This window comes from Prevotella sp. Sow4_E9_plate (assembly GCF_052116205.1).
In the GTDB taxonomy this organism is placed as follows: Bacteria; Bacteroidota; Bacteroidia; order Bacteroidales; family Bacteroidaceae; genus Prevotella.
The window spans coordinates 1-19,392 of the sequence record NZ_JBQKLN010000050.1 but is presented as its reverse complement, the minus strand read 5'-3'; the positions used below and the strand labels follow the sequence as shown (position 1 = coordinate 19,392).

Here is a 19,392-nt window from a genome sequence, read left to right as displayed (position 1 = left end):
GATATTCGTGTTTCCAGTAGCCTGGTTTAAAAGAGTGTTTTACTTAAAAAATACGTATAAAGGTGCCCTTAGTATACCTTCATACATATTTTTTTGAGTAAAACCCGGTTGGTTGAAAATATGATATAAGTAGGTGATTTCGTAAAGATGTTAATAAAAAATACTTGTATAACAGAAACAATTTACCGAGTTGTATATATTGTGTCTGCAAGATGATCATATCGAAGAAGTTGCGAAGACGTGCCAGCTGTTATCGTTGTCTCTTCTTTGGATGTAACCTTTTTCTATCATGGCTCGCAATTGCTTTTTCACTGCTGTAACAACAATATCTGCTTCTTTACTTAACTCTTCTGTTGTTATGTATGGATTTTTTTGCATGGCATGAAGTAATTTATTACTGGATTCACTTCTGAACACAATTTTACTTCCGTCATACCACCATACTTTTTCAGATGTTTCTGTTGCGAAATCTATGTAGTATTTCAATTCCTTTTCAACAAGTCCATTAAAATATTTAGCAAAACGTTTAATTTGTGAGATTTTGGCATGTGCTCCTGCAGAAGGTGTAGGACCTACTACAACGTCTGTTTCATGTAAGGCATCTATATATTTGTTCTTGTTTTTGTTTCTGACAACAACCATTGGCCAATTATGGCGTGCAAGGATGTAGTTTACCATTAGTCTGGCAACTCGACCATTACCATCCTCAAATGGATGAATTCGTATATAGCGGTAATGGAATAGCGACGCTAGTTCAACGGGAGTTAGAACTCCTGAAGCTTCTTCCTTGTTAAACCAAGTCACGAGATCAGACATTAGAGCAGGAGTTTCTTCTGGTGATGCGTACTCAAAATAATCTCCGTAGCGAGTCCTTACACTGTTTGGTCGGGTCTTGTATCGTCCTGCATGAACAGTATAGCTTGTTTGTATTCCACCTGGTAGTTGGTTATGTACTTCATAGTCCTCACGAAGTAATGTTTTGTGAAGTTGACGTATAAAGGTTTCTGTAAGTGGCATATTCAAGTTTTTAGCCTCTTCTTCTATCATTTTCAAGCTAACTTGACTTGCTTTCATGTCATTAAAATCTTTTAAGTCTCCCTCTCCGCTAACTTTCCCAAACAATAATAATAACTCAGTTTGGCCATACGTTAAAGTATTTCCTTCGATATGATTGCTATTGTAGTTATAATCAACCGTAAAGCGTTGACTCAAAAGATATTGCTTCCTTTCTGGTAGAGGTTGCAATGATTGCCATTTTTGATATAATATATCTATTTTGTTCATTTGTTCAATTTTATTGTTTAACCATGTTTTTGTCTCTCACTTCTTCTTGCAGATATGTGGCTTTCTTGTTGGTTCTATGCCTTCAATGCGCAAAAATCTGTAAATAGAAGATTTCGATTTAATACCTAGCTGTTTTTGAATTTCATCTATGGTCATGCCGTTCTTGTAAAGGGATACTGTAGCCTTGGCTTTTGTATGTCGCTTTAGCTTTGGCCTTCCCATTTTCTTGCCCTTTGCCATGGCTGCTTTGCGTCCGGCTTGGGTGCGCTCAACGATAAGGTCACGTTCAAATTCTGCAAGACTTGCGAAGATATGCATCATTAATTTGCCAGATGTGGATGACGTATCGATATTGTCTTTGAGAGATTGTATCGATACTCCTTTTTCGTGCAACTCTGAAATGATGTTTAGTAAGTCGTTTAAAGAACGTCCTAGACGGTCGAATTTATACACGACTAGTATATCTCCCTTTCGAAGGTATTTAATCGCTTCTGCTAGCTCTAAACGAGCTTTTATGCCGCTTTTGTGCTCGGAATACACCTTCTCGCAACCAGCTTTTTCTAACTCTGCCAATTGTAAGTCCAAATTCTGGTCTTTTGTGGAGACCCTTGCATATCCGATTTTCGCCATATCTATATTTCTATTTAATTTCGATTGCAAAGATACAAAAAATCGAAATAACCACCAAGCATTTTAGCAGTTATTTCGAGATTATTTTGTAGTTCGATTATATTTTAATTTAATCGAACCTAAATAACGTGCAAAAACTTTGCATGTTATTAGGGTGCATTATATGAGTTCCAAAGTACCTTCGTCTTTTGCTAATGTAAGCGATGTTACTTTGACTTTTGCATCCTTGTATTTACCAGATATGCTTGTTCTAATAAACTTATACATAACGAAGTCCTTACATGGTATATCTCCAATTTTACAATTTTTCTGACACTCTCCATTATATTCATCAAAATTGCTGCAAACTATACAAAGGCATACTTTTCTGTTTTCTTCCAAACATTTAAGAACGGCAAACTCTTCAGCCTCTCTATCATTATCGAATTTTGATATGAATTCGATTTTACAAGTTGCATAGGCCGGATGCCTATTGTATTTTTCTCTTGAAACCTCTGCAGGTTCTTGCCAAATGCGGTGGAGTGTTCTTTGGTACCCCCATGCTTTGGTATGGACCACAGTTTGCAAACCCCTTTTTGTTCATCCACGTAAGGTTTGACTTGCAATCAAAACAAGTGCGTTCAGAAGGGTCACGGAACGCCTCCAGTTCGTCATATCTCTCACGCTCCAGCCTGCGCTCTTTTGCTGCTTCGAGAAGTCGCTGGTGTTCTTCTTTCCTTTGTACTAAGACATCCGGCTTGCATATACGGAATTGTCTTCCACTGTTCTCGATGAGTATAGGTGTCTCAGAATATTTCGCCCTAACACCACAACAGTTTTTGAAGACAGGACACTTTTTGCACTCATTGTAGTCCACTACTCGAATGTTCTTGCCTGCCCTGGTATATCTTTCCTCGATCTCCCCAAAATAGTTCTCGTTGTTCACCCATTTTCTGTTTTCTTTGGAGTTTAGCAAGAAATCGGAGAGAGTTTCCAGTTTTTGGTCGGACAGGTCTATTTCTAAGCAAGACAGGTTATTGTAGTCAATGGCCTTGTTATGCTGCACCTTGTACTTGAAAATGAGCTCTATGAGATATTGCTTGCCCTCCTTGGTTGTTGCGATGATGTCTGGCTGCTTGTCTTTGCGCTCATACCGGCCATCTATCTTCACGTCAACAAATTCAAGGTCTGTCTCCTTGAATATCCCATAATACGAAGGAACATGAATGCGTTTTCTCTCCGAAACGATTTGTTCGGCCAACTTGTACATGATGACCATATAGCAAATCTCCAAGGTCGCCTTTCGGGTCTCACTATGGTGGGCGAAATGGTGTGCCCTTTCCATTCCATGCCTTGCAAGCAGTTGCTCCTTGCAGTTAGGGCAAATGCAGTTACAGGCCAAGCCATTAGGTACATCGTCTATATATACCATCCTGCCTGTCCTATCCTGAGCCCATGAGAAAACGAAGTCTAATGCCATACTTATTTTCGTTTTTGTTATATAATCTATTTACTTATGAATCGAATATTCACAGATAAGGATGTCTGTTGCCGTTAGAATGGTGCATTGCATTACCAAATCCCTTGATGGATAACGCAAAGAGGCAGGATAACCTGACCGTATTCATGTGGCTTGTACGTGCCAACAAGCTTGTCGGCAATCGCCCAGATAAGGTTAGCCTTTTCCTGTATATTGACAGCGGTACGCTGTTGTAATTCCCGTGTACTCATATTTCATTTACTAATATTACAAACTTAGTTAAGTTTGCTAATTTTACTAATTTATTTAACTTAACTAATATAACTAAGGTTACTAATTCTGTTATTCTTCCTCCTCTTCTTTAAGGTTCTCTTGCTCCTGCGCCTTTTCCTTGATATCTTCAATATTGCTTTCGCAAACATCGATGATGTCCTGGAGCTTCTGTTTGTCCTCGGTCTGTGCAAGCTTCTCTTCTGCCATAGCCTTGATAGCCTCGAACTCTTCTAGAGAGAACTCGTTATATATCCTCGTTCCCTTCTTGCGAGCAGAAATCGTTACTTCGTAGCCATCTTCGTAGCTCATACTAAAGGAAGTAATACCAGCATTGGAGTCCTTGCACATCTGTATTAAGCACTTTGCTACTCCTTCCTCTTGCTTGGATGGAGTACAATCTATCTTGTTTTGATTCTGTTTCATTGTCGTTTTACTTTAAATGTTAATATCTAACCACAGCCTCTTTCAAACCTCGTTTAGTTGTTGTGATGGCCTTGAAAGTGGGGCTGGTGGAGTTGAAAACTTACAAGCTGTTCTTAAGGCTTTCCGAACACGTTCATTTTTTGAAAAGAAGATAAAACTTTCCATAGAGCTATGTGTGTAGCCATTCCAATAATTTGCTTTATTGGAGTTGTTTCTAGATAATATCTTTCTTGCTAATCTTAGTTTCATTTGCTATATTGTTAATATCTAACTACAGCCACTTTTAAGCCTCGCTTTGTAGCCGTATCTATCATGTTCTTTGTTCCTCGGCTTTTGCCATCCCAGAAGGCAATGAGAGCATCGGCAACATCTGCCATCTGAGCGTTGCTAATCGGTCCTGCTGCTCTTCCATGGGCTTTCCAGTCTGCCGGGTATGTCTCCAGCTGCAAGCCTCGCTCTTCGGCATATCTCTCGCCCAAGGCATCGGCACCAGAGGCATGACCGGAGACGAACACGATATTTTCCGGCTTCTTATTCTGGAGATAGAAGTCACACTTCTCCTTCAGCAGTTCGTAATCTGCGAAATCTCGGCATCCTGCAACGATGACTTTGTACTTTGAGATTGAATCTATTATCAGCCTGTTAGCTGCATCTACTTCTGCTTGACTCATATTATTTACTAAGTTTGTTAACCTTACAAAGTTACCTAAGTTAGTAATATTTGCTATTTTTCAAACAAACTCTTTGATTTTTGGAGTGTTACGGCTTTTTTACCATGCACGGCCTCGATTGCTTCAAGCCCCTTTTGTATCAACTGCTCAGCAGAAGAAGACTCTGTTATTCCAAAAAACTGCGATACAGCTTTAATTTGCTCTATCATCGTTTTAGGCAGCATATAGGTATGTCGTGTATATCCAACCTTGCAACCTGCAGCTGCACCTTTTACAGCTCTCTTCGAAGGTGCCTTTTCGGTTTTCTTCTCACCATGCAACTCCCCGATGCCACGATTAGAAGAATCTGGTGTAGTTCCCATGAGGTCACCAAATCCTTCGATACTTCCAAACTCGCTCATATCTTGTGTTGTTGTTTTCTTCTTGTTCATATCTTATTAAATTTATTAAGTGTGCTAACTTTATTAACTTTGTTAACTTTACTAAGTTTGCTAAGTTAGCAACATTTGTAATACATTTATCTAACTACCTCATATATAGTATTAAACGCACCTGCCGTTGCTGCTTCCTGGTATTGATCTTGTGCATAAAGCGTAGATAATCGCTGAATCGCAACGCCATCCTTTACACGGAATGTAACTACGCCAGCTTTGCTGAACATTTCCGTTGCAGAGTCCTGGAGTGCATACCTAACACCCATCTTGATGATGTTTGGCACATAGATTTTCTTCGCCTGTGGTGCTTCCTTCATCAATACTTTTGTGAAGGTGAATGTAGAATCGATCATAAAATCGTCGTACCTAAAAGGAATAACAGCTGCATCAGCAGCCTGAAAAACCTTCAGTAGGGCAGGGTCGTTCAGTGTTCCCGGACAGTCTATCAAGACATAGCCTGGAAGCGTTTTTGCTCGTTCTATGACGGCATCAGTACTCGCAGCTGCATCTAGAGTCCAAACCTCCCAAGGCTTAACTGCATCTTTAACTTTGGCCAGTTCTCGTTGGCGCAAGTTATAGATGTTGTGGGAAAGGTCTGCATCTAGCACAGCAACTTTCTGGTTCTTTGCTACGAGGAAGTGGGCAAAGTGACAACACAAAGTACTCTTGCCTACACCACCCTTCAGATTTGAAAATACAATGATCTTTGCCATATATTACTTGTTTTGTTATTATGCTGCAAATATACAAAGAATCTTGCATACCGCAAAGAAAGCTTTGTAAATTTAACTAAGTTTATACTTTTAGATAACTTTGCTAACTTAGTAAAGTTAACAAATATTTCGCAAGTATATTTAGTATGCTATATTTCAATAGCATATAACTTATTGATTATCAGCCTATGAATATGATTCTTATTATTGATTTAACGTATCATATTACCAAGAGATAGATTTACTTTTGTGCTACAGAATTTGCCCAGCTACTTGCCTTATAGTCGGCAATAAACCTATTTAGACTTTCTGTTTTGAGCTTTTTATCTTTCAAATGAGAGTCTTCTATTTCAGCTTCCGTTATCTCGCTTTTAGCAAGCAGACGTTCGAGAAGAATTGCTTGCGCAATAGTATCTTCGCTCCATCCCTGCTTACGTGATTTACGATCCTGTTCTATGAGATCATCCTTAGCAAAAGCAAGAATCTGACCTCGCTCTAATAAAGTATGTCGAGCAACACCTATGTTATTTAAGAGATAATACATAGTTGATATTTCTGCTTCCGAAAAAGAGGTGAGCTGCCCTTGCTTCTTGACTTCAACGGCTGCATCTTTAACAAGCTGCCAGCTATCATCAAGCGTCTTCAAGTCCTTCTCCTTTGTAGCTTTTTCTTTCAAGAACTTATGCTCCTTTTCGGCTTTTTCTCTTGCAGCATAATCAGCTTGCAACATTTCATTTTTATATTCACGAAGAAATGTAATAATCATAGAAGCATTGATCTCACCATTTTTGTTGTTTTTCTTGTTCTTTTCATAAAGAGTCTCTAGCGCAGTTCTCAACTGTTCTAGCGGAAACTTCATTTCTTTGACTGCAAGATCAACTTCAGTGATAATATTGTTCAATCTTGATATATTTTTGTTGTTTTTCTTTGTGAACAAGAGATACTTAACATCTTCTGTTACAGGTGTTTCTACTATATCTTTATTCGTAGAAATACTGTTATTATTAGACACAGAAGGTGCTGCCACGTTTTTTGAATTTGTGACATTATCATTCTTTGTGTCTTTTCTTACGAATGTTTCAATAGCTTTTGTAACTTTCTTCGCTGCTTCTTTCAAAGCAGGATAGAACAGCAACTTCACTCTTGTAGCAACGCTCTGGAAAGCATCAAAGACAACCAACTTCAATTCCTTCAACTTGTTCAAAACATTGCGCACAGTCTCTATGCAACAACCACAAAATGCCGCTATTTCTCCTAGCGTACCGATAAGTTCGCCACGATGTGCATTCGTGTTTGCCAACAGGGAGATTTCATCTTTATGAGACGCATGAAGCGTTAGATACATATATATATTAGTTAGAAACTTACATCTATTCTTATATATACGTTCTATTTTAACTCCTTCCGGGATTTGCATCTGGACATAATTTGTTCCAGGAGACGGATTTACAGCTGGGATAGTGACGATGTTCTGCTTGATCTTATCATTGTATTCAAGCTGAATCAAACCATTTCTCAGGAGCGTTTTCAGGTACCCTTTAGCTTTGTCTATTGAACACTTGAATACTTTTGCAATATACTGTTTAGATGCAACAGTCTGACCAGCAGACAACAACACACCTCGATACGTCTCATTCTTTATGCTTTTTGCATAGAGCATGAGATATGTATTCATTGCTGCAGTATTACTAAAGCAACGACACTCGTCTGCACCTTCGATTATATTAATGAACATAAGCAAACCCTCCCAGTACAGCCAAAATGATAGTAGAGCAATACAACATAGCTGTACTGCTTATGATATTGTCTATCACCTTACTTGCTTCTTTGCGGTGATGTGGTACTATACTTCGCACATTCACCAGTTTAAACTCTGTCATATCTATTTTATATTATATTTATTTTAAGCGGAGGCAAAGGTAACTATTTTTTTTCAAATACCAACAAAAAAAAGAATAAATTTTCAAATTTAACACTTTAAAGAGCTTTTGGCTGATTATTGTGTCTGATTTTGTTAAAATTCAGATTCCTTTTCGTTTTCATACAGATCTTTGCATTCTCCTGTATTTATAATTTTGCAAAGGTACAAAAACATTTGAAAGGCAAAAGCATAAATTCGATATACCTTTGAAATTAACATTTGCAAAACCTATGAGTGAGGAAGGGGGGAAAAAAATAATGAGCTATCTTCACAGATAACCCATTACAGTGCTTAAAATAAATAAAATTCTCTTAAGCACTGTAATATCAGTGCGTCAGAGGACAGTGCTTAAACCTTTCGGATTTGCGCTGCAAAGATACGCTTTTTTTCTGAATCAAACAAGTTAAAAGCGAAAAAACTGCTGTTTTTTAACATTTGCTTATCATATTTCCGTGAATATTGCTATAAATATTACTCACAATACGTAAATATAGTAATATAGCTATACGATAATATAGCTATAAAAAACAGATGGAAAAGCAGATAAAAAGTAGATTTTCAACTATTCATATATGTTTTTAAGAATAAGATATTTATATACTCTGCTAGGTGTAAAAGTGGCGAAAAAGTAGGAAGAATTTACATATAAATATTCCATACGTTTTTGGCGTATAATATTTCTACTTTATTCTGTTTTTCATCCCGTCAGGTTTAAAAACTGTCGTGAACTATCCTTAGCGCAGTGAACTGCACATTTCCTTGAAGAATATCAGATAAAAAATAGAAGTTAAGTAGAAGAAAGTTAGAAGAAGATTAGATTAATAAAAAGCTAATAAGTATCTTATATACAAAGTGTTTCCATTATGAAGAAAGAAATATGGAACTCTATTAGCCCCCTTTTTGCCTAAAATTACCTTTTATTTAGCACACTGCTATAATAATATATACAATAAATAAACAAAGAAACAATCAACAACAACATGGGGGTGATGGTGATTTTTGATGTTTTTTCAGAGAAATCGATGATTTTTGACTTGTAGGGGCGGGGGGACAAGCCCCCCTGATCCTCATTCTTGCTTCTGGATAGCTATAGCTTGCTTGTTCGTTGATGAGTGTGCGCTGACTTTCTGATAACGTGCAAGAAGCAGACAGTTTTTGTACGTGTCAAATCTTTTTACTTTTATGCTTTTTGAGAGATAGTACTCTACTATTATAGTCAAAACGGACATATAGGTTTGGTTGTACCTATTGGCGATAGAGAAGAGACCGGGAACTAGCGTTACTAGTCTTTCTGCTGAAGGTTTATCTTGAAGATCTTCTTCACTTTTGCAACTGTTCCTGGTGCCACGTCACAAAGCTTTGCGACTTTGACGATGCTCAAACCTGCTTTGAGTTCTTTGATTACTTGCTTGTATTCTTGCTCCAGCTGCTCTGTTGTTTTGGTGCTTCCTTTCTTCCTGCCAACCTTGCCTCCCTTTGCTCGGTAGTTATTATAACCGGATTTGAGGCGTTCCTTGATGACTGTTCTTTCGTTCTCAGCAAACTTGCTGAACATAGCAAAGAGCATCGTGAAAAGAGTATTCTCGCTGCCATCTTTGTTAAACATACTTAGGCTTTCTCGCAAGAAGTAAACGTTCAAGTGGTGGTCATGAAAGAACTTGGCCAACTCGGTCATTTCCCAGACATCACGTCCCAATCTTGACACTTCCGACATTAAAACACAGTTTACGTTTTTATTTACAACTGTGCAGTATCTCAAACATTCCTGCAAGAATCGTCTTTCTGAGTTTGGGGTTGCTCCAGACTGATAGTCCTGAAAGACCTTTGCAATTTCTATGTTATATTCCTTTGCAAATTCTGTCAGTTCTTTAACTTGTCGGTCTGTGTCCTGCTTACCAGTTGATGTTGACACTCTTGCGTATATTACTGCTACCATAATCGTTTTATTATAAATTAATCCAAAGGATTTCTTTGTATTGTTTTGTACCAAGAAAATACAAAGGTACAAAGATTTTTTTGTATTGCCAATTTTCTTGTGTTATTTTTCTCAAAAAGACGAGATCTTCTGTTTCCGCTTCAACTTGAAGTGTCATTTTGGCATTTCAAGTTTTTCAAGCTCTTCCTGTTTTCCCTTCACTCTTCCAGTTTCTTTCTATCTGTCTCTTCCTGTCTTTCAGACGAGTTCGAACGAAGAAGTAACAACAAGTCTTAAAACGAAGCTCGCTATCTTTAATGATGCTTAAATGTTTGCTTTATTTTGAGAGCTTTCTTTGCTGATACAGAGTATTTTACTATCTTTGTTGTGAGTTTTACTAGAGCGGTATAATGTACTTATATTGCAAGTATAACTTTCACCCGCCATTTTTCTTGCTTCGCAGAAATGGCTAAGTGAAAATACTTGATGCTCGCAAGCTCGCATTTATCATACAAAAGACAAACAATTATGGAAGAAAAAGAAACAAGATATAAGTGCAATGGAAAGGCGTTGCTTAATGCCTTGGAGCCAGACCGGGGCTTCTATTATAAGCGCATCAACAGGGATAGAAGCGTCTCTAAGAAGTATTCTTTCGAGGCAATTCAAGTCTTCGATATGACGGTTTCCGGTGGTCCTGACAAGTTCTATCTACATGCTAATATAGCAAAGAGCGGAGCTACTTGTATGCTGAGACATAGCTATGAAATCTCGGAAGAGGACTATAAGAAGTTTCAGTTGAACAAGAGAGGTAAGTACAGACTTGACTTGTTGACAAAAGCTTCTGGTGGCTTGATAGTGAGAAGAAAGGAAACGGCCTCTAAGCGCATCGATATGCGAGTAAGGTCAAGTACTTATGAGCAGCTTTCTGCTTCTGCAAAGAAGTGCAATATGTCTGTTACTGAATATTGCAGGAAGGTTTGTGAAGATGGAAAAGTAGTAGCTGCTTTTACTGATAGTGAAATAGAACTTATGACTAATATTAGACAATTAAGTTCTCATCTAAGTCATTATGCAGCATTCTTAAAGAATGGTATCTTTCAAGAAATGTCGAAAAGGGATCGACTTGAATACCTGGCAACAGGAGAGTCTTTACAAGACTACAGATGCGAAATTAAACAAGTCGTTACCTTCCTGCATAAGTTCGTTAAACTGCAAAAAACATGATTATAAAGATAACAACAATAGGTAGTGCTCATGCCGGAAACGCCATCAACTATGCTATGAATAAAGAGAAAAAAGAGCGTGGTGGAGAAAAACCTCTTAAGCCCGGTGAGCAACCTTTCATTTTAGCGGCACGTGGCATCAGCACGGAAAACCTCATAGCAGAAGAACCTGACGCTAACGATGTGTGGCTATCGATGAAGCTTCATCAGGCGAAATCAAAGCATCGCATAAAAGATGGTTTCTTTCGTGTCGAAATCTGCCCGGCAAAAGAAGAGTGCCAGGGCTGGAGTCCGGCAGACTGGAAAAAGATGCTTGATGATGCCATCCGGGTTCTGGACTCAACGAACTTCAAAAACAAAAAAGGGAAGGTCGTAGGTAAGCATACAGATCTTGCGCACTCGCAGTGGGTGGCCGCAATACATCGTGATACAGACAACTGGCATATTCATCTTATCGTGAACCGTATCACAATGAATGATGAACTGCAAGATGCAAATAGAATCCGTGAACGTGGCATGATGGCAGCGAACACGCTTTCTATTGAAAGAGGATGGACTAAGGCAGAGGATAAGCAGGGTAGAAGAAAGACTGCTATTCATAACGATGCTATCAGCATCCTTCGCAACATGAAGGTGTTTGATCTAGAAGAATACTTTAAACTTATGAGGCTGAAAGGTTGGATCATAGAGGCAAAGTATGATTCAAAGGGTATCTGCAGAGGTTATTCAATCGGTGAGCAGCTATATAAGAAAGGTGGTGGAGAGTCTAGTGTTGTTATGTATCAATCCTCAAAAATCGGTTTCAGCCGTGATTTGATGGTATCTAAGCTTCCGAGAACCTGGAAGAAGCTGCATTTTCTTCTTGAGCTGGAGAAGAGGAGGGAGAAGGACAATAGTCTTTCTAAACCTACAGAAGGAATTTCTAAGAGCAAAAATAACACGCAAGAAAATTGCATGTTAAATACTCCTGGAAAGCAGAAAACTCAGACTTCAAGTATTCATACAGTAAGTGCTCATACAGCAAGCGTTCTGGCTGCAAAGGCTGTGCGTGTGCCTCAATGGAAATGTTCTACTTATCGATGTAAGGAGAACTGGGATGATGAAGGTACACAGAATGTGCGCATTCCTGATGCTGCATTTAGCTTTATCGATGAGCTGGTGAAGCCGCTCAACAGGCTTGAATATTGGGATAGAGACGAAAACCTTCCTTCTAGGGCTACTATGGTGGCGGTTGCTGTCTTCGAGTTCTGTACTGCTGCTAATACGCAAACTGCTCCTGGAGGTGGTGGAGGAGGTTCCAACGACAATGATCTTCGCTGGGATGGTATGACCAAAAGCGACTTCGAGAAAATGGCAGAAATGGCGGTAAAGAACGCAATGAATAAGTGTACTAGTCATTTAAGAAAAAGAGGCAGAGGGCTTGGAAGATAAGAGTAAGTGCATTCATGTTTTGAAGACAGAGGTACAAGTGTTTGAACATGAATGCTCTTGAAGAAGAAAGTATAGTATTAATTATGTAAATTATAAAATGTAAATTATGAATATAAACGGAAATATAGAAGACAAGAACTTCGAATCAGCAGACGATTGGGGAGATGCTTTTGATTCTGTTACAGAATCGAAGGTTGCAGCAGAACCTGCATATCAAATGCGCAGTAATGAGACTCCAAAACGTAGTTTTGAAGAAACGAGATTTCAAGAAAGCATCGATAAGCTTTCTCAGATAGAGAGCATTATTTCACAGGTCGAAAAGCTTCAGGAAAAGCTTGAAGTTGCTAATTCTAACTTGAAGAGTGAATCTGTTAGCACTCAAAGAATAACAGAAGATCTTCTTAGTACTGTACCTTCTGTCCGCAAGATTGGTTATGAATTGAAGACAATAACAGAAGCTATCAAGGGACAGCTAACTAATGTTGAGTTAAGTGTCTCAGAAAGATCTTACGAAACAACAAAATGGAGACTGGAAGCTACAGCCGAAGCTGCTTTTTGTGAAGGTATAAAAAAGTGCTCAGAAAAAGCGCATGTCGCTATCAGTGATAGCGTTAGATTCGCAATGAGCGGTGTTGATGAAAAGTTGAACGCTTTTAAAGAAAGTTTTAGTGCTGATCTCGCCAAATATGATCAAGAGATAAAGGTTAGAAAGGAGGAACTTAAGAAGATCGAAGAGAAGGTAAAAGGCAAGTTCTTGACAGAAGGTCAGTTTTATTATATGATTACTGGCTATTTACTGTTTCTTTCGGCTGCTGTTCTCGGAATGTCTAGATTCATAACCCCGGAGAGGGCTCCAGCCTGGGTTGGATTCTTGATTGCTTCTGCCTTGGGGGCTAATCTTATTTGGTATGCATTAAAGTTCGCCTGGAAGGGTGCAAAATGGCTGTGGAGACGTATTCCTGGTAATGATGATTGAAAGAGAGGATTGATAAAGTTATGGAAAGAATAAATGATGATATACCTTTTGAGCATCAGATGATGTTCATCGTTAAGGACTACGACCGCAAGGTTGAAGAGAACATGGAGCTTCGCAAGGAAGTGGAAGAACTGTCTGCTGCCCTGGAAAAGCAGGGAGTTCAACTGCATGATGCGAAAGTTGATTTGAAAAATGAAATTAAAAAGGAAGAGGAGGCGGAAAAGGCTCTGAAAAAGAAACCAACATTCGATGAGAAAGTTCTTCAGAAGCAAATGACAGATTTGAAGAAGAAAAACAAAATACTGTCCAAGCAAGTTAATCAACTTCACAGAACTCTACAGTATGTACGTAACAGAACGTGGACGTTGTTGGAAGAGAATTTTATTCCGGAGTTGGAAAAACTGGAATTGCAAATGAGGGAAACTTTGGAGAAATATGAAGAAATGGCTTGGGATCTTCATCAGAAATGAGTATCTTCGCAGCCAAGTAAACGCAGGCGTTCACAGAACTAATTCTATGTCGTGTGTACATCTGTAAATCGCCAAACAAGAGAGTAGAGGTGGAGAACACTCTCCACCTCTTATTTTATATATGAAAAAGGAGAAGGCAAAGAAGGATGTCTTAGGGGAAGGACTTCCTATTTATGATGGCATCGATTTTGCCTGTATCTCTTTTTCGTCGTAATAATCAAGGAATAATCTAAAAAATTACCCAAAATATTTTTTCTCCGAATCGGGAGATTAATTCCTGTTTAAGATCGTTTGGGAAATTGCAACCCAGAAACGCACCGATTCCAATGCTAGTAACACTATCAGGAATAACAACGCTACTCAAAGAAGTGCACTCATAAAATGCCCTTTTCCCAATGCTGGTAACACCATCAGGGATGGCTACGTTAGTCAAAGAAGTGCATCCCCAAAATGTACTGTGTCCAATGCTAGTAACACTATCAGGAATGACAACGCTACTCAAAGAAGAACAGCCCATAAATGCCCCACCTCCAATGCTAGTTACACTGTCAGGAATAACGAGACTCTTCAAAGAATCGCAACCCTCAAATGCATAATCTCCAATACTCGTAACACTGTCAGGAATAACTATGCCTGTCAAAGAACGGCAACCCCTAAATGCATAATCTCCAATACTCGTAACACTGTCAGGAAGAACAATATTAACTTGAAGACCGATACTACGTAAAAAATCGCAACCCCAAAATTCCCTGCCCACAATGACCGAACCACTAGAATGAAGAACGAGATTACGTAAAGAATCGCAACCTTTAAAGGCACTGCCCATAAGACGACCAACAAGACTATAAGGAATGACAACGCTATTCAAAGACTTGCAACCTTCAAATGCACCTTCTCCAATACTAGTTACGCTATCAGGGATAGCAATACTGGTCAAAGATTCGCAAAACACAAATGCACCTTCTCCAATACTAGTTACGCTATCAGGGATAACGAGATTACGCAAAGAATCGCAACATTCAAAAGCCCTCTCCCCAATACTAGTAACACTATCGGGGATAACAATACTGCTTAAAGATGAACAGGCAAAAGTATCACACCCAATACTAGTTACACTCGCAGGAATAACAACGCTACTCAAAGATTTACATTGTATAAATGCCCCAATCCCAATACTAGTTACGCTATCAGGGATGGCTACGTTAGTCAAAGAAGTGCAATCATAGAATGTGTTATTAGTTGATTATCAGTATTTTACACTCTAAACGGTAGAAAAGTGACTGTGTGGATTCTGTTTAGATACGAAAAGGTAATAATTTAACGTATTTAACTTTCGATTACACCGATATTACCCCAAAGTGTATGATGTTGGGCGATTAGTAGAATGAGCAATTCTTCTTGAAGAGACAGGCATGATGGAGCTTACTTTGTCCCACACTCTTGAATGGTGGCAACAGGCATTTCGCAACAGTGTCAAAGACGTTATCCAAGATTCTAAGACGATTGGTTGCAAGACAAAGTAATGCGATATGCGCTTGCGTATCTTGTCTGCTTTCAGATTACGGTAAACCATGTTCACATTGCCCATTGTCACCAACTCATTGACTGTGACATCAACCTCTACATACAAAAGGAACAGCTTATATTATTGGACGATGAAGGACATCCGTCCCTCTTTGCCCCGATAATGATAGCCACGCTTTCGACCTGTGCGCAATTGGAACGTGATAATATCTCATTCCGATTGCAGTCAGGAAGGAAGCGGTATATAGAGAAAGGTGGAAAACTCGGACGCAAGGTAGGCTCTGTAAAAACGGCAGAACAGATGAAAGCCGAATATAGGGAAGTTATTAGTTTGCTCCGCAAGGGATATTCAATTCGTGATGTGGCGAAGTTGTGTGGTAAAGGGGTAAGTACCGTACAACGAGTGAAGCGATTACTAAAAGTACAATCACCGCAATAAAACTTTTGATTTTACGTTCTTTTCAAAGAAAGGGGGTTGTGCAATAGTGGCTTAAAGGCTAAAAGCACTACCTTTGTACGCAATATAACAACAATACGTTTATGGTCACAAATTGTGATTTTGAAAATGAATATAAATATGACAGATAATAAAGTGGAAAATATTATTATAGAACAATCAAGAAATAGAAATCATGATAATTAAAAAAATCCTAGTAGTCTGTAAAGTCTAAAAAGTGACAATAGGATACAAATGTTTGAGTTTGATTCTGGCATCGTCTGTTGTGAATTGCCAGTCCACCCCTTTCTGCATAGCATTCCTATCAGTGTGCCATTTCTCGAGTTCAGAGTTCAAGTCTTCCAAATTATCAATTCTCCGTTTCCCGAGGCATTGTTTAGATAACGCAGACAACTCAATCTCTGCTATGTCGAGCCAACTTCCATGCTTGGGTGTATAATGGAATTCGAATCTTTTGGCGAGTCTTAGTGCTTCTGCTGGCGGAAATGTCTCATAGAAAGAACTTTTGTCATGCGTGTTGAGATTGTCACACACCATGATAATCTTTTCAGCATTAGGATAAACTTCGTCAGCAAGCCATTTCATCTGTTTGGCCCAGTCGGTCTTTGTCCTATGCTCTAATGCTTTAGCATGTCGAAATCCTGCAAGAGGCTCTGTAAAAAGGAATATACTACAAGTACCATTGCGGACGTATTCACTATCTTGGATGAGAGCACCATTCTTCTTACGACGTCCTTGGCGCGCATCTGCCAGCAATTGTAGAGGCTTTTCGTCCATGCAGACAACAGGAAATCGTTCGTCATACGGACGGCTATATACTTCCAGCACGTCCTCCATGCAAGCGGCAAAATCAGCGCTTTGTTCCTTTGGTATACACCATTCCTCAACAAGGTGTGGCTTGAGACTATTCTCTTTCAATATCTTTCCCACTGTTGTATGGCTTATCTTGTCTATGTAATTCATCTGTACCATCCTTTCTGACAACAGGCGTAGTGTCCATCTGCAATATCCTTCAGGAGGATTGTGACAAGCCATGGCTATCACGTGTGCTTCCACTTCGCCTGTAATCTTGCTCTCCACCGGAGGCGTCTTACGTTTCTTGCGATATATGCATTCTATACCACTTACTTCATATTCTTTCAAAACCCGGCTGACAGTCTGCTTTTTTGTGCTCAACAGGTCTGCCAACTCTTCTGCTGTATATTGTTTCTTGCCTTTTCTGTTGCTATTGAGTAGAATTTGTGCGCGCCGTATCGTTCGAGCTGGGGCTGTACCCTTGGAAAGTAATTGTTCCAGAAACTTTTGATCTTTCAGGGAGAGTGTTATGATGATTTTCTGTCTTGACATAGTTGAGTGTAACCCTTTGGTTTTCAACTATAAATGTACGAAAAATAATTGATATAGACAAATTTAACACTCTGATATTTAGCGCGTTAGACAACATTCACCTTCCGTAGATAAACGTCCAGTTTGATTGCTGGTTAAGTAACTTGTTTTGTCACTTTTTAGACTTTACAGACTACTAGGAAACCTAGCTCTCCCGGCTCTCCTTGTCTCTCTAAAGTTCCTTGCTTCCTTCCAGGCTGTCTAGCTTTTCCTTCAGCCTCTTTATCTCTGCCTCCTGCCTATAATACGCCTTCAGCGCTCTTTGCTTTATATCCTCGAAGGCAGCCTTCCATTTCGCAGCCTCCGCCTGCGCTTCGGCAAGAGCCTGCTTCAGGCGTGGCAGCTCCTCCTCCAGCTGCTTCAGGCGTGCGTCCTGCTGCTGTCGGTAGGCGGTGCGGGCGCGGTGCATGCGCTCCCTGATGCCACCCTCGGTGATGAGCTCCTGCTCAAGTTTCTTCAGAAACGACATCATCATCTTGTCGATGAAATGGCAGAGCGTGATGGCGTAGTTACACATTTGTTCGTCGCTCCACTGCTGGAAGAACGGAGCGTAGTCGGGCAGGCGGTTGTGGTGGCGGCAGTAGTCGAGCATATCGTTGTAGCGCTGGTCGCCGGCAACGTAGAACTGCAGGTGGCGCGACTTGATATAGTCCTCGAAGTCTTCGCGCAACTCCTTCAGCGAGGCGCGTGCCACGTTGAGCAGCTTCAGCTGCATCTCCGTTGATGCCACACCGTCAGCCAAGCCCTCGACGATGTTCTGCTTGCAGGAGCGTGCCGCCTGAATCACCTGGTCGCGCGTTCGGTCTTTGTATAAATGAATGAAGCGGTCGCAGAAAGCGAACGCCAGCTGATACACCACATCCGACTTCTGGTAGAAGTAGAGCGTGTCCCAGTTGCGCTGCTGATTCAGTACGTGTAGAGTGTTCGGATCTTCAGCCATAATAGAATAATAGATGAATAGTTTGATTTGGTGCTGCAAATATAAAGAAAAAAGCAATAAAAAGTGCTTTTTATTGCGTACTTTTGCCAGCTCAAAAACAAAGTATACAGTTGACGAACAACTACTGTCAGTTAAAAACATAATAACTATGTGCAACCAACCACACATTTCCAAAAGTTTTGCGTCGCTGCATCCCGATGCCTTCGACGCCGTGATAGTAGCCGGCGGCGACTTCCCTACGCACCACGTTCCGCTTGCCGTGATGGAGCGTGCACGGATGCTTGTAGCATGCGATTCGGCAGGCGAGGAACTCGTATGCCGTGGCTACAAGCCGACGGCTATAGTGGGCGACTGCGACTCGATGTCGGCGGAGTTTCGTGCGGCGCATGCAGACATTATATATAAGGTGGAGGAGCAGGACTACAACGACCTCACGAAGGCTACGCGGTTCTGTACGGAGCGCGGTTGCCGCCGCATTGCCTACGTCGGAGCAACGGGCAAGCGCGAGGACCACACGCTGGGCAACATCTCGCTGCTCGACTTCTACCGCCGCGAGCTGCATGTAGACGCCCTGATGCTCACCGACTACGGTGTGTTCATCCCAGCTGCTGGCGAAACCGCAATAAGAACCTTCGCCGGACAGCAGATAAGCATCTTCAATCTCTCATGCACGCAGATCGATGGAGACGGACTGCGCTGGCAGCCCTACGCCTTCTCCGCACTTTGGCAGGGTACGCTCAACGAGGCGCTTGGCGAGAGCGTCACGTTGCGTGGCGACGGAAACTACATAGTGTATGCTGCTTACAAATTGTAGCCTATTTTTTGACATATTGACACAAAACGGTATGTAATAAAAGCAGAAAATAGTGTGTGAAAGTAAAACGGCTGGTTTTAATTGCATAATGCAGGTCAAAGTGTTAGTTTTTATGCGTTTTTTTACTTATAATGTATTTTGTGTTTAATTAGTAACTACTCAGCACCCCTATAGAAAACTTCTCGTTAATAAAGCATAAACTTGATTTTGCTGATTTTCTTCATCATTACAAACTTTTTAATGATTGAGTCGATGAGGACGTAGGCTGTTTAAAACAGTTCATTTAACGAGTTCTTTTCCGATGATGCCTCCAACATGTCTCCTTTGTCTATTATCGCCCTTCAACAGATTATCTGCCAGGAGATGCGTTTTTGCATTCCCCGTAAGTCAAAAGTCTGCGTTAAGGGATGTAAATCGTGATTTTGCCATGTGGAGATAAATGCTTATC

General features: G+C 40.2%; 19 protein-coding genes and 2 pseudogenes. 6 read left to right on the top strand and 15 right to left on the bottom strand.

Features of this window, described 5'->3' with window-relative positions:
- Window positions 1-216: 216 nt before the first annotated feature.
- From ACTQ53_RS14780 to ACTQ53_RS14735, 10 genes are all read right to left on the bottom strand, one after another.
- Complete coding sequence (locus ACTQ53_RS14780) at window positions 217-1,284, bottom strand: Fic family protein (RefSeq protein ID WP_441933834.1); 1,068 nt, start codon at window positions 1,282-1,284, stop codon at window positions 217-219.
- 36 nt (window positions 1,285-1,320) lie between these two features.
- Complete coding sequence (locus ACTQ53_RS14775; RefSeq protein WP_441933832.1) at window positions 1,321-1,914, bottom strand: recombinase family protein; 594 nt, start codon at window positions 1,912-1,914, stop codon at window positions 1,321-1,323.
- 469 nt (window positions 1,915-2,383) lie between these two features.
- Window positions 2,384-3,373, bottom strand: a complete 990-nt coding sequence (locus tag ACTQ53_RS14770; protein WP_441933830.1) for a competence protein CoiA family protein — start codon at window positions 3,371-3,373, stop codon at window positions 2,384-2,386.
- Between the two features lie 92 nt (window positions 3,374-3,465).
- Window positions 3,466-3,624, bottom strand: coding sequence for a type I restriction-modification system subunit M N-terminal domain-containing protein (locus tag ACTQ53_RS14765; protein WP_441933828.1), 159 nt, complete (start codon window positions 3,622-3,624; stop codon window positions 3,466-3,468).
- A gap of 91 nt (window positions 3,625-3,715) precedes the next feature.
- Window positions 3,716-4,069 (bottom strand): hypothetical protein, encoded by a 354-nt coding sequence (locus ACTQ53_RS14760; RefSeq protein WP_441933826.1) that lies wholly within the window; start codon window positions 4,067-4,069, stop codon window positions 3,716-3,718.
- A gap of 260 nt (window positions 4,070-4,329) precedes the next feature.
- On the bottom strand, window positions 4,330-4,740 hold the full coding sequence (locus ACTQ53_RS14755) for a DUF2493 domain-containing protein (RefSeq protein ID WP_441933824.1): 411 nt from the start codon (window positions 4,738-4,740) through the stop codon (window positions 4,330-4,332).
- A 53-nt stretch (window positions 4,741-4,793) separates the two neighbouring features.
- Window positions 4,794-5,171 carry a hypothetical protein gene (locus tag ACTQ53_RS14750; RefSeq protein ID WP_118313053.1) on the bottom strand — a complete coding sequence of 126 codons (378 nt, stop codon included), beginning with the start codon at window positions 5,169-5,171 and terminating at the stop codon, window positions 4,794-4,796.
- A gap of 86 nt (window positions 5,172-5,257) precedes the next feature.
- Window positions 5,258-5,887 carry a ParA family protein gene (locus tag ACTQ53_RS14745; RefSeq protein WP_334668821.1) on the bottom strand — a complete coding sequence of 210 codons (630 nt, stop codon included), beginning with the start codon at window positions 5,885-5,887 and terminating at the stop codon, window positions 5,258-5,260.
- Window positions 5,888-6,128: 241 nt separating this feature from the next.
- Complete coding sequence (locus tag ACTQ53_RS14740; RefSeq protein ID WP_441933821.1) at window positions 6,129-7,622, bottom strand: hypothetical protein; 1,494 nt, start codon at window positions 7,620-7,622, stop codon at window positions 6,129-6,131.
- A gap of 1,468 nt (window positions 7,623-9,090) precedes the next feature.
- A complete protein-coding gene (locus ACTQ53_RS14735; protein ID WP_441933819.1) occupies window positions 9,091-9,744 on the bottom strand; it encodes a recombinase family protein in 654 nt (217 codons plus the stop codon).
- A 507-nt stretch (window positions 9,745-10,251) separates the two neighbouring features.
- Between ACTQ53_RS14735 and ACTQ53_RS14730 the strand changes: the two genes are divergently transcribed.
- The 4 genes from ACTQ53_RS14730 (at window position 10,252) to ACTQ53_RS14715 (ending at window position 13,823) form a co-directional block, all read left to right on the top strand.
- A complete protein-coding gene (locus ACTQ53_RS14730; RefSeq protein ID WP_441933817.1) occupies window positions 10,252-10,947 on the top strand; it encodes a plasmid mobilization protein in 696 nt (231 codons plus the stop codon).
- Window positions 10,944-12,377, top strand: a complete 1,434-nt coding sequence (locus ACTQ53_RS14725; RefSeq protein ID WP_441933815.1) for a relaxase/mobilization nuclease domain-containing protein — start codon at window positions 10,944-10,946, stop codon at window positions 12,375-12,377. Before ACTQ53_RS14730 ends, ACTQ53_RS14725 begins: the two co-directional genes overlap by 4 nt.
- Before the next feature lie 106 nt (window positions 12,378-12,483).
- On the top strand, window positions 12,484-13,353 hold the full coding sequence (locus ACTQ53_RS14720) for a hypothetical protein (protein ID WP_441933813.1): 870 nt from the start codon (window positions 12,484-12,486) through the stop codon (window positions 13,351-13,353).
- 20 nt (window positions 13,354-13,373) lie between these two features.
- Window positions 13,374-13,823 (top strand): hypothetical protein, encoded by a 450-nt coding sequence (locus ACTQ53_RS14715; protein ID WP_441933811.1) that lies wholly within the window; start codon window positions 13,374-13,376, stop codon window positions 13,821-13,823.
- 229 nt (window positions 13,824-14,052) lie between these two features.
- On the opposite strand, the gene ACTQ53_RS14710 is transcribed toward ACTQ53_RS14715, so the two are convergent.
- The 3 genes and pseudogenes from ACTQ53_RS14710 to ACTQ53_RS14700 form a co-directional block, all read right to left on the bottom strand.
- On the bottom strand, window positions 14,053-14,523 hold the full coding sequence (locus tag ACTQ53_RS14710) for a leucine-rich repeat domain-containing protein (protein ID WP_441933850.1): 471 nt from the start codon (window positions 14,521-14,523) through the stop codon (window positions 14,053-14,055).
- 12 nt (window positions 14,524-14,535) lie between these two features.
- Window positions 14,536-15,048: pseudogene (locus ACTQ53_RS14705) on the bottom strand (leucine-rich repeat domain-containing protein); the annotation flags it as partial.
- Window positions 15,049-15,171: 123 nt separating this feature from the next.
- Window positions 15,172-15,396, bottom strand: coding sequence for an Abi family protein (locus ACTQ53_RS14700; protein WP_295342867.1), 225 nt, complete (start codon window positions 15,394-15,396; stop codon window positions 15,172-15,174).
- An 18-nt stretch (window positions 15,397-15,414) separates the two neighbouring features.
- Here ACTQ53_RS14700 and ACTQ53_RS14695 point away from each other — a divergent pair.
- Window positions 15,415-15,786, top strand: a pseudogene (locus tag ACTQ53_RS14695) (helix-turn-helix domain-containing protein); the annotation flags it as partial.
- A gap of 228 nt (window positions 15,787-16,014) precedes the next feature.
- On the opposite strand, the gene ACTQ53_RS14690 reads toward ACTQ53_RS14695, so the two are convergent.
- Together ACTQ53_RS14690 and ACTQ53_RS14685 are read right to left on the bottom strand one after the other, a co-directional pair.
- Window positions 16,015-17,151 carry an IS630 family transposase gene (locus ACTQ53_RS14690; protein WP_441933809.1) on the bottom strand — a complete coding sequence of 379 codons (1,137 nt, stop codon included), beginning with the start codon at window positions 17,149-17,151 and terminating at the stop codon, window positions 16,015-16,017.
- A 211-nt stretch (window positions 17,152-17,362) separates the two neighbouring features.
- A complete protein-coding gene (locus ACTQ53_RS14685; protein WP_441933807.1) occupies window positions 17,363-18,169 on the bottom strand; it encodes a four helix bundle suffix domain-containing protein in 807 nt (268 codons plus the stop codon).
- Between ACTQ53_RS14685 and ACTQ53_RS14680 the strand changes: the two genes are divergently transcribed.
- Entirely contained in the window at window positions 18,144-18,944 is an 801-nt protein-coding gene (locus ACTQ53_RS14680) for a thiamine diphosphokinase (RefSeq protein WP_441933805.1), read from the top strand. The two genes, ACTQ53_RS14685 and ACTQ53_RS14680, sit on opposite strands and share 26 nt — an antisense overlap.
- Window positions 18,945-19,392: the final 448 nt, after the last annotated feature.

Excerpts from the sequence above, each read along its gene's own strand:
- ACTQ53_RS14780 (WP_441933834.1), bottom strand. The coding sequence starts at position 1,284 with ATGAACAAAATAGATATATTATATCAAAAATGGCAATCATTGCAACCT.
- ACTQ53_RS14775 (WP_441933832.1), bottom strand. The coding sequence starts at position 1,914 with ATGGCGAAAATCGGATATGCAAGGGTCTCCACAAAAGACCAGAATTTG.
- ACTQ53_RS14770 (WP_441933830.1), bottom strand. The coding sequence starts at position 3,373 with ATGGCATTAGACTTCGTTTTCTCATGGGCTCAGGATAGGACAGGCAGG.
- ACTQ53_RS14765 (WP_441933828.1), bottom strand. The coding sequence starts at position 3,624 with ATGAGTACACGGGAATTACAACAGCGTACCGCTGTCAATATACAGGAA.
- ACTQ53_RS14760 (WP_441933826.1), bottom strand. The coding sequence starts at position 4,069 with ATGAAACAGAATCAAAACAAGATAGATTGTACTCCATCCAAGCAAGAG.
- ACTQ53_RS14755 (WP_441933824.1), bottom strand. The coding sequence starts at position 4,740 with ATGAGTCAAGCAGAAGTAGATGCAGCTAACAGGCTGATAATAGATTCA.
- ACTQ53_RS14750 (WP_118313053.1), bottom strand. The coding sequence starts at position 5,171 with ATGAACAAGAAGAAAACAACAACACAAGATATGAGCGAGTTTGGAAGT.
- ACTQ53_RS14745 (WP_334668821.1), bottom strand. The coding sequence starts at position 5,887 with ATGGCAAAGATCATTGTATTTTCAAATCTGAAGGGTGGTGTAGGCAAG.
- ACTQ53_RS14740 (WP_441933821.1), bottom strand. The coding sequence starts at position 7,622 with ATGTTCATTAATATAATCGAAGGTGCAGACGAGTGTCGTTGCTTTAGT.
- ACTQ53_RS14735 (WP_441933819.1), bottom strand. The coding sequence starts at position 9,744 with ATGGTAGCAGTAATATACGCAAGAGTGTCAACATCAACTGGTAAGCAG.
- ACTQ53_RS14730 (WP_441933817.1), top strand. The coding sequence starts at position 10,252 with ATGGAAGAAAAAGAAACAAGATATAAGTGCAATGGAAAGGCGTTGCTT.
- ACTQ53_RS14725 (WP_441933815.1), top strand. The coding sequence starts at position 10,944 with ATGATTATAAAGATAACAACAATAGGTAGTGCTCATGCCGGAAACGCC.
- ACTQ53_RS14720 (WP_441933813.1), top strand. The coding sequence starts at position 12,484 with ATGAATATAAACGGAAATATAGAAGACAAGAACTTCGAATCAGCAGAC.
- ACTQ53_RS14715 (WP_441933811.1), top strand. The coding sequence starts at position 13,374 with ATGGAAAGAATAAATGATGATATACCTTTTGAGCATCAGATGATGTTC.
- ACTQ53_RS14700 (WP_295342867.1), bottom strand. The coding sequence starts at position 15,396 with ATGGTTTACCGTAATCTGAAAGCAGACAAGATACGCAAGCGCATATCG.
- ACTQ53_RS14690 (WP_441933809.1), bottom strand. The coding sequence starts at position 17,151 with ATGTCAAGACAGAAAATCATCATAACACTCTCCCTGAAAGATCAAAAG.
- ACTQ53_RS14680 (WP_441933805.1), top strand. The coding sequence starts at position 18,144 with ATGAATAGTTTGATTTGGTGCTGCAAATATAAAGAAAAAAGCAATAAA.